The following is a 10,384-nucleotide window of genomic DNA, read 5'->3' on the forward strand; positions in this document are numbered from 1 at the left end:
GTGGTCGGCAGCGAGGATCCCCGCGCGGAGGCGGTGATGCGCGAGGTCTACCGGCCGCTCTACCTCAACGCCGCGCCGATCGTGGTGACGAGCCGACGCACCGCCGAGCTGACCAAGTACGCCGCCAACGCGTTCCTGGCCGCCAAGATCACCTTCATCAACGAGATCGCGGATCTCTGCGAAGAGGTCGGTGCCGACGTGCAGCAGGTCGCCCGCGGCATCGGCCTCGACAACCGGATCGGCAGCAAGTTCCTGCATGCCGGTCCCGGCTATGGAGGCTCGTGCTTCCCGAAGGACACGCTGGCCCTGGTCAAGACCGCCCAGGATGCCGGGGTTCCGCTGCGGCTGGTCGAGACCGTGGTGGCGGTCAACGACCAGCGCAAACGCGCCATGGCCCGCAAGGTGATCAAGGCCTGCGGCGGCAGCGTCCGGGGTAAGACCGTGTCTCTGCTCGGCCTGACCTTCAAGCCCGATACTGACGACATGCGCGAGGCGCCGTCCCTGTCGATCGTGGCGGGACTTCAGGATGCTGGCGCGAAGGTGCGCGCCTACGACCCGGAGGGGATGGAGCAGGCACGCGCGCTGATGCCGGAGGTGGATTATGCCGAGAACGCCTATGCCTGCGCGGAGGGTGCGGACGCCCTGGTGATCGTCACCGAGTGGAACGCATTCCGGGCGCTCGACCTCGACCGGCTGCGCCAGACCATGGCGTCCGCCGGGCCTGCGCCCGTGCTGATCGATCTGCGCAACATCTACGATCCCGAGACGGCCGGACGTCACGGTTTCACCTATCGCGGCGTCGGACGATCCAAGGATAGCGCCAAGGATAACGCTGGTCCTGACGCGTCCTGAACGTCGCCCGGATGGCGTCGAGGGGTCGCATTGCGGTGGCAGATCTGCAGGCTGCAGCAAAGATCTCTTTGGAAAACCGTTGCCACGACGCCAGACGGGCTTCGTTCGCCGGTGCGCAACTGTGGCATTTCCATGGTCGCTTGACCGTCTCAACAGGCGGTCAAGCCAAGCAGACTTGGCATTTCGGTCGTTGGCACTGGATTGCAGTCTGATGAATACATGTCACAGCCCGGCGCAATCTGGCCGGGCAGGGATGACCTTGCCTGGGGGCAGGTTGGACACCGCAATGGTGCCACAGTAAGGGGTGAGACGGTACTCACTCGTCGCGAGCCGAGCCGACTTCCGATAACGAGCGTGTGCGAACCGAACGTGACACAACGTACAGACATTGCGATCGTCGGACGCGCATGCCGACTGCCCGGGGCCCCCAGCGTCGACGGGCTATGGCAACTCCTGTCCGAGGGCCGCTGCGCCGTCAGCAAGGTCCCGAGTGACCGCTTCTCCCTCGACCGGTTCGCGCATCCGCGCGCCCAGGAGCGCGGGAAGAGCTACACCTGGGCCGCCGGCATCATCGACGACATCTGGTCGTTCGACCCCGCCGTGTTCGGCATCTCGCCGCGCGAGGCCGAGCAGATGGATCCGCAGCAGCGGATGCTGCTGGAACTGACCTGGGAAGCCCTCGAGGATGCGGGCCTGCGCCCGTCGAGCGTGGCCGGCAGCAACATCGGCGTGTTCGTCGGAGCTTCCTCGCTCGATTACGGCAACCTGCGCATTCTCGATGCGGCCTCGGGCGACGCCTACGCGGCTACCGGCAACACGCTCTCGATCATCTCGAACCGCATTTCCTACATCTTCGACCTGAAGGGTCCGAGCTTCACGGTCGACACCGCCTGCTCGTCCTCGCTGGTGGCCTTCGACAACGCCGTGCAGGCGATCCAGTCCGGCCGCGTGGACACGGCGGTCGTGGCCGGCGTCAACGTGCTGGCGAGCCCGTTCAACTTCATCTGCTTCTCCACCGCGCAGATGCTCTCGCGCACCGGCCTGTGCCAGGCGTTCTCGAAGAACGCCGACGGCTACGTGCGCTCCGAGGGCGGTGTGGTGTTCGTGCTGCAATCGGCTGAGGCCGCGCGGCGCAACGGCGCCACCGTGCGCGCCCGGATCGTGGCCTCGGGCATCAATTCCGACGGCCGCACCACCGGCATCTCGTTGCCGTCGGGCTACGCCCAGGGCGCCCTGCTGGAGCGGGTGTATCGCGACGCGGAGATCCGCCTCGACGACCTCGCCTTCATGGAAGCGCACGGCACCGGCACCCCGGTCGGCGATCCGATCGAGGCCTCGGCCATCGGGACCAAGCTCGGCCGCGGCCGCCAGGCGCCGCTGCCGATCGGCTCGATCAAGACCAACATCGGCCATACCGAGCCGGTCTCCGGCCTCGCCGGCCTGATGAAGGCGACGCTGGCGCTGGAGCACGACCTCGTGCCGCCGTCCCTGCACGCGGCCGAGCTGAATCCCGACATTCCGTTCGACGAGCTCAACCTGCGCGTCGTCCGCGAGGCCCTGCCGCTCACCCGTGGCCCGCGCGAGCGCTATGCAGGCGTGAACTCCTTCGGCTTCGGCGGCACCAACGCCCACGTCGTGATCACCGATGGGAATTCGGGTTCGCCGTCGGACACCGTCGCCCCGGCGCCGTCCGCCCAGGTCCTGCTGCTCTCGGCCCAGACCCGCGCCGCGCTGAACGAGCTCGCCCTCGACTATGCCGAGCGCCTCGAGGCCGAGCCCGAGCAGGTTGCCACGGTAGCCGCCGCTGTCGCGCATCGGCGCGAGCGCCTGCCCGCCCGCCTGGCGATCGCGCTGGACGGCAAGGCCGACGTGGCCGCCGCCCTGCGGGCCGTCGGTGAGGGCGAGGACGCCCAGGACGCCTTCACCGGCACCGCGGTCGACCGCGCCGCCGAGGTGGCGTTCGTCTATTCCGGCAACGGCAGCCAGTGGGCCGGCATGGGCCGCGAGGCCTACGAGGAGAACCCGACCTTCCGGGCCGCCTTCGACCGGGTTGACACCCTGTTCCAGACCTATGCCGACTGGTCGCTGAAGCAGGCCCTCTACGCCGAGGACCTGGACGAGCGCCTGGCGCTCACCAGCGTCTCGCAGCCGCTGATCTTCGCCATCGAGAGCGCCTCCACGGCCGCACTCCGGGCCAAGGGCCTGATCCCCTCCTACGTGCTCGGCCACAGCGTCGGCGAGATCGCCGCCGCCGAGGCGGCCGGCATCCTCACCCTCGAGGACGCGGTCCGGGTCATCTACTACCGCAGCCACCACCAGGAGACGACGCACGGCCAGGGCACCATGGCGGTGCTGCTGATGCCGGCCGAAGAGGTCGAGGCCTTCCTCAAGGACTACCCGTCCCTCGACATCGCCGCCTATAACAGCCCCAAGGCCGTCACGGTCGCCGGGCCGGTGGCCGATATCGACGCCGCCTTGAAGGCCCTGTCGCGCAAGCGCCGCCGCGGCCGCAAGCTCGACCTCGCCTACGCCTTCCACGGCCGGCTGATGGACCCGACCGAGAAGCCGCTGCTGCGCGATCTCGCCGGGCTGAAGGCCAGTACCGGCACCACCGCGATGGTCTCCACCGTCACCGGCAGCGTGCTGGAGGGCGACAATTTCGGCGCCGGCTACTGGTGGCGCAACATCCGCGAGCCGGTGCGCTTCAGCGAGGCCGTGCAGGATGCCACCCGCCGCGGCGCCCGCGTGTTCGTCGAGGTCGGCCCGCGCGCGACCCTGATGTCCCATGTCGGCGACGCGGTCGAGCCCCTCGGCATCGAGACCGCCACGGTCGGCGTCATGCACCGCAAGGCCTCGGGCGGCGACCCGATCGCCAAGGCGGTCAGCGCCGCCCTGGTCCAGGGCGCACAGGTCGACGAGGCGCTGCTCTTCGGCGACGCGCCCCGGGGCGACGTGCGCCTGCCGACCTATCCCTGGCAGCGCCGCCCGTTCCGCCTGGCCGATACGCCCGAGAGCGTCGGCGCGATGAGCGCTCGCCCCTACCACCCGCTGATCGGCTCGCGGACCACCTTCGACGGTCTGGAGTGGAACGGCTTCGTCGATCCGGCGACCCTGCCGGAGCTGGAGGATCACAGCGTCGAAGGCCAGGTGATCATGCCCGGCGCCGGCTTCGTCGAGATGGCGCTGGCCTGCGTCCGCGAGGCGATGCGCCACGACGAGGTGGTGCTGGCGGATTTCGAGATCCTGTCGCCCATGGTGTTCGCCGAGGAGGCCCTGCGCGAGGTCGCAGTGCGCCTGTCGGGCACCGGCAACGGCATCCAGGTTCTGAGCCGCCCGCGCCTGACGCAGTCCCCCTGGCAGCTCCATGCCCAGGCCAAGATCGTCGACGGCACGTTCACGGCCCCGAAGGCGCCGGACCTGAACGGGTTCGACTTCGACAGCGCCGGCGAGCAGGTCCTGACCGGCGAGGCGCTCTACGCCCGCGCCCGGGCCTCCGGCCTGGCGTTCGGCCCGAGCTTCCGGCAGGTCGCCATGAGCGCCCGGCTTGATGACGCGACGATCGTGTCGGAGCTGCTGCCGGCCGAGGCCGACAGCCGCTTCACCCTGGTCCCGGCCCGGCTCGACGCCTGCTTCCACGGGCTGATCCTGCTGTTCGCGGACCTGCTCGGCGAGAATGCCGGCAAGGCTTACATCCCGGTGCGCTTCGGCGAGGTGAGGCTGCTGCGCCCCGGCGCGGTGATCACCCGCTCGGTGATCCGGACGCGCCGCTGCAACGAGCGCTCGATCCTGGCGGACTTCACCCTGCTCGACGCCGACGGCGCGGTGGTCGCCACGATCCGCGAGGGCCGCTTCCAGGCCCTGCGCGCCAAGGGCGGCGGCGACCTCTCGGCCTTCGCGATCTCGCAGGTGCCGGAACTCGCCACCGAGCCGACCGCGATCCCGATGGAGCGCCGGCCGAGCGTGGCCGCCCGCCTGCGCCCGCTCACCGCCGAGGCGAAGGGGCCGGCCGACGCCGCCCTGTCGCCAGGCCACCTCCTGTTGGAGGGCTGGGCGACCTCGCTCGCCTACCGCCTCGCTTCCGGGCTGGCGGACGGTGGAACCGTCTCGGTCACCGACCGGCGTGTGCCCGAAGCCCTGCGGCCCTGGCTGCTCAACGCCCTCTACGCCCTCGAAAGCAGCGGGCTCGCCGAGCGGGCCGGCCAGAACTGGACCCTGGGCGACGACGGCTCGGCGCTGCCGGCCCCGGACGAGATCATGCGCTGGATCGCCGGCGACCATCCGGACCTCTCCGCCGAATTGGTGCTGATCGCCGATGTCGGCGCCATGGTCGACCGCCTGCTCGCGGGCCAGCTGACCGAGGCGCCGGCCCTGCCGCAGGGCGCCATCGACGCCTTCGTGATGCGCTCGGCCACCGCGCGCCACACCGCCGACGTGGTCGCTAAGCTGATCGAGACGAGCCGCGGTCAGCTCCCGAAGGAGCGCGCCCTGCGGGTGCTGCAGGTCGGATTCGGCCCGCTCTCTGCCCAGGCTGCGGCCTTCGCCGCCGCCGCCGAGGCCCGGCTCACCGTGTTCGAGACCGATCGGCGGCTCGCCGAGCGCGCCCGCCTGTCGCTCACCCACGGCGCCACTATCGTCGAGGCGGCCGACGAGCTCGCCTCCGGCAGCTTCGACCTGATCCTGGCGGCCGGCAGCCTGCATCGCGGCGAGCGCAGCCTGCCGGGCCAGCTCGCCGGGGCGCTCGCCACCGGCGGCCTGCTGGTGGCCGTGGAGCCGGGCGCGTCCCTGTTCCGCGACCTCGTGTTCGGCCTCACGGGCGGCTGGTTCGAGGAAGCCGTCGGCGGCATGCCGGTCGGACGCCTCGAGGATATCGAGGGCTGGCAGCGCACACTCAGCGCCCACGGCCTGGTGAAGGTCGCGGTCGAGCGCGCGGCTTCGGCCAACGGCGACGACCTGCTGCTGGTCGCCGAGGCTCCGGTGCGTCCGGGCCCGGCCCCGGCCCAGAGCTTCGCCTTCGTGATCGGTTCGGACGACGAGTTCGCGGCCGAGACCGCCTCCTCCCTGGCGACCCTGCTGGTCGCGGGCGGCGTGCATGTCTCGATCATCCTCGACTCCGAGACCTCGCTGATGGAGCTGGAGAAGGAGACCCCCGACACGGTGGTGTTCCTGGCCGGCGCCTTCACCCGCGGCGGCGAGGCGGCCGAGCGGCTGCGCGACCGCTGCCTCAGCCTGAAGCGCTGCATCGAGCATCTCGGCGCCCGCCAGACCCGCCTGTGGGTCGTGGCGCCGGGCGCCACGCGTGACCGCGGCGGCCAGACCACCAACATCGAGGCCGGCGTGTGGGCCTTCTCCCGCACCCTCGCCAACGAGGCGCCGAACCTCGACGTGCGCCGGATCGACCTCTCGCCCGAGATGTCGTCGAAGCGCGCCTCCGAGCGCCTGCGCGACCTCATCCTGTCCGGTACGCCGGAGACCGAGATCGTGCTCGACGACGAGCGGACGCAGGTCGTGCGCTTCCATGCCGGCCGGCCGAAGCACCGGGACCCGGCGGATGCCGTCCCGGCCGAGGCCGCGCGTCTGGAGCGCAGCAACACCGGCGGTCTCAACGAGATGGTCTGGGGCCCGGCCGAGCGCCGTGCGCCCGGCAAAGGCGAGATCGAGATCGCGGTCGAGGCCACCGGCCTCAATTTCCGCGACGTGCTCTGGGCGCTCTCGATGCTGCCCGAGGAGATCCTGGAGGACGGCTTTGCCGGCCCACGGCTGGGCCTCGAATGCGCGGGTCGCGTCACCGCCGTCGGTCCGGGCGTCAAGGGCTTCAAGGCCGGCGATCCGGTCGTCGCCTTCGCCCAGTCGGGCTTCGCCACCCACATCGTCGTGCCCGAGCTCGTGGTCGCGCCGAGCCCGCAGGGTCTCGACCCGATGGCGGCGGCGACCGTCCCGGTGGCCTTCCTCACCGCCTATTACGGCCTCGTCTCCTGCGCCCGGATGCGGCGCGGCGAGTGGGTCCTGGTCCATGGCGGCGCGGGCGGCGTCGGCCTCGCCGCGCTGCAGATCGCCAAGCTGAAGGGCGCGCGGGTCATCGCCACCGCCGGCTCCCGCGAGAAGCGGGCCCTGGTGAAGGCGCTGGGCGCCGAGCACGTGTTGGATTCCCGCTCCCTCGCCTTCGTGGACGAGGTCCGGGCGATCACCGGCGACGGCGTCGACATCGTCCTGAACAGCCTGTTCGGCGAGGCGATGGAGCGCTCGCTCAACGCCCTGCGGCCCTTCGGCCGCTTCGTCGAGCTGGGCAAGCGCGACTACGTCGCCAACACCCATATCGGCCTGCGCCCGTTCCGGCGGAACCTCAGCTATTTCGGCGTCGACCTCGACCAGGTGATCCAGCACCAGGGCGACGACGGCGCGCGGATGTTCCGCGAGGTGATGGCGCTGTTCAACGACGGCGGCCTCAAGCCCCTGCCCTACCAGCCCTTCACTGCGGCCGAGACCTCGGACGCGTTCCGGCTGATGCAGCAATCGGGTCACATCGGGAAGATCGTGATCAGCCCGCCCAGAGCCGGGACGATCCTCAAGGACACGAAGCGGCCGTTCACGGTCTCGACCGAGGGCGTCCACCTGGTGACCGGCGGCCTCGGCGGCTTCGGCCTGGAGGCGGCGCGCTGGCTCGTCGACAAAGGGGCCAAGCACCTCGTGCTCGCCGGCCGCAAAGGCGCCACAACCGACGAGGCCAAGGCGATCGTCGCCGAGCTCGCCGGGCGCGGCGTTACGGTCGAGGCGAAGGCGGTGGACATCACCAGCCGTTCGGCGGTGGACCGTCTGATCGCGGAGATCGAGCAGGGCGGGAAGACGCTCGCGGGCGTCCTTCACGCCGCGGCGGTGCTGCAAGACGGCCTGATCGCCAATATCGACGCCGCGGCGCTCGACACCGTGATCGGCCCGAAGGTGATCGGCGCCCAGCACCTGGATGCCGCCACCCGGGACCGGAGCCTCGATTACTTCGTGATGTTCTCCTCGGCTACGACCTTCATCGGCAATCCCGGCCAGGGCTCCTACGTCGCCGCCAATGGCTTCATGGAAGGTCTGGCCCGGCAGCGCCGCCGCCGCGGCCTGCCCGCTCTGGCGGTGGCCTGGGGCGCGATCGGCGATGTCGGCATGCTCGCCCGCAACAAGGCGGTCATGGAAGGTCTCGCCGGCCGCGTCGGCGTCACCCCGATGGAGGCGCGTCGCTGCCTCGAATTGATGGCCGATGCGCTAGAGGCTCAGGGGACCTCGCCGGACGAGGCAGTGATCGCCATCGCGGCGATGCATTGGGGCAAGGCGCGCGAGCGTCTCGCCACCATGCGCTCGCCGAGCTACGCCGATCTCGGCTCGGACCAGCAGGCGGAAGCCGGCGGCGTCCAGGCGATCAACATCGGCGCCCTCCTCAAGGGCGGCGACGTGGACGCGGTCCGCAAGACCGTGTCGGACGCGATCGTCGAGGACATCGCCCGCATCCTGCGCCTGCCCAAGGACGACATCAGCCGCGTGCGCCAGCTCTCGGAGATCGGCCTCGATTCGCTGATGGGCGTCGAGCTGGGCGCCAGCCTGCAGGAGCGCTTCGCCCTCGACGCGCCGCCCGCCGGTCTGTCGTCCGGCATGACGGTCAACGAGCTATCGGAGTCCTTAATTCAGGCGGTTTCGGCCCCCATGGATGAGGCGGCCGGTGTCGCGATGAGCCTCGTCTCGAAGCATATCGGTGGTGAGATCGACGCCCAGATGATGGCGCCGCTCAGGGAACTCATCGCGCAGACGTCCAGCGAGATCAAAGAGACCAACTCATGACCGACACGGCACGGCCTGACGGCGGGCGCGCGGCGCTCGCCGGCTTCGTGACCAACCGCCTCGGGCGCGCCACGCCGCGCCCGGCGCCCGCCAAGGCGGCCTCTCCGGCCGGGCAATCCGCCGCGCAGAATTTCGAGAACCTGCCCGGCTACCGCGAACTGCAGCTGCAGCGCCAAGCCGCGCAGCTGATCGGCCTGGGCAACCCGTTCTTCCGCGTCCACGACGCCAAGGCCGGTGCGACCACCCGGATCGATCAGAAGACCTTCACCAACTTCTCGTCCTACGATTATCTCGGCCTGAACGGGCATCCCCGGGTCAGCAACGCAGCCCGTGAGGCGATCGAGGCCTACGGTACCTCAGCCTCGGCGAGCCGGGTGGTGGCGGGCGAGCGGCCGGGGCACATCAGCCTCGAGCAGGCCCTGGCCAAGCATTACCGCACCGAGGGCTGCATCGTGATGGTGAGCGGGCACGCCACCAACGTCACGACCATCGGCGCTTTGCTCGAAGCCGGCGACGTAATCTTCCACGACGCGCTGTCCCACAACAGCATCGTCACCGGCGCGCAGCTCTCCGGCGCCCAGCGGCGCTCCTTCGCGCACAACGACCTCGACGCCCTGGAGAGCCTGCTTCAGAACACCCGCCACGAGCATCGCCGGGCGCTGATCGTGGTCGAGGGCCTCTACAGCATGGACGGCGATGCGCCGGATCTCGCCGGCCTCGTCGCCCTCAAGAAGCGCTACGACGCCTGGCTGATGGTCGACGAGGCCCACGGCCTCGGCGTCACCGGCCGCACCGGCGCCGGCCTGTTCGAGCATTGCGGTGTCGACCCGAAGGAGGTCGACATCTGGATGGGCACCCTGTCGAAGACGCTCTCGACCTGTGGCGGCTACATCTGCGGCCCGATTGCGCTGATCGAGTATCTCAAGCACACGGCCGGCGGCTTCGTGTACAGCGTCGGCATGTCGCCGCCGCTGGCCGCCGCCGCCGAGGCGGCGCTGGCGGTGATGCAGGCCGAGCCGGAGCGGGTCGAGCGCCTCCGCCAGAACGGTACGCTCTTCCTGGCGACCGCCAAGAAGCTCGGCCTCGATACCGGGTTCAGCCTCGGCCTCGCGGTCGTGCCGATCATCGTCGGCGATTCGCTCAAGGCCGTGACCCTGTCGGACCGGCTGTTCCGCCGCGGCATCAACGTTCAGCCGATCATCCACCCGGCGGTACCAGAGCGGGCTTCGCGCCTGCGCTTCTTCCTCACCTCCGAGCACACCGCCGACCAGATCCGCGATACCGTGAACGCGGTGGCCGAGGAGATGGTGGCGATCGACAAGGGCGGCTCGCTGATCGAACAGTTGCTTGCCAAGCGCGGCTGAGTCTTTTCGGGCTGCGCCGGGATTCGGCGCAGTCCACCACTGAAATACGAAACAGGGCGCGGATGCCATCCGCGCCCTGTTTCGTTTTCAAGATCACAGTCCCGTCGACCCGGAGGCCGGCGGTTCGCCCGGCCTACTTGGCGTAGGCGTAGGCGGTGGCCGCGGAGCTGAGCGGGCCGGTGACACCGCTGAAGGCGGTTAGCACCTTCTGGACTTCGGTGAACGGGGCATTCGAGACGTAGATCAGGTCGCGGTTGCGCATGCGGAAGGCCTGGGTGGTGAACAGGCTGTTGGGGTCGCGCATGTTGATCCGGTAGACCACCGGCACCAGCGGCGTTCCGGTGAGCTTGGTG

3 protein-coding genes and 1 pseudogene are annotated in these 10,384 nt (G+C 70.2%); 3 read left to right on the forward strand and 1 reads right to left on the reverse strand.

Going from position 1 to position 10,384, the window contains the following annotated elements:
• The 3 genes from MKL11_RS04020 to MKL11_RS04030 form a co-directional block, all read left to right on the forward strand.
• On the forward strand, positions 1-852 hold an 852-nt coding region (locus MKL11_RS04020; RefSeq protein WP_243940505.1), incomplete at its 5' end, for a UDP-glucose dehydrogenase family protein.
• Between the two features lie 369 nt (positions 853-1,221).
• Entirely contained in the window at positions 1,222-8,667 is a 7,446-nt protein-coding gene (locus MKL11_RS04025; protein WP_243940507.1) for a type I polyketide synthase, read from the forward strand.
• Positions 8,664-10,031, forward strand: coding sequence for an aminotransferase class I/II-fold pyridoxal phosphate-dependent enzyme (locus MKL11_RS04030; RefSeq protein ID WP_243940509.1), 1,368 nt, complete (start codon positions 8,664-8,666; stop codon positions 10,029-10,031). The genes MKL11_RS04025 and MKL11_RS04030 overlap by 4 nt, the downstream gene beginning before the upstream one ends.
• A gap of 133 nt (positions 10,032-10,164) precedes the next feature.
• On the opposite strand, the pseudogene MKL11_RS04035 reads toward MKL11_RS04030, so the two are convergent.
• Positions 10,165-10,384, reverse strand: a pseudogene (locus MKL11_RS04035) (sugar transporter); the annotation flags it as partial.

The sequence above is a fragment of the Methylobacterium sp. J-077 genome (assembly GCF_022829365.1).
Taxonomy (GTDB): Bacteria; Pseudomonadota; Alphaproteobacteria; order Rhizobiales; family Beijerinckiaceae; genus Methylobacterium.

Coding starts and splice junctions, on each gene's coding strand:
- MKL11_RS04030 (WP_243940509.1), top strand. CDS start 8,664: ATGACCGACACGGCACGGCCTGACGGCGGGCGCGCGGCGCTCGCCGGC.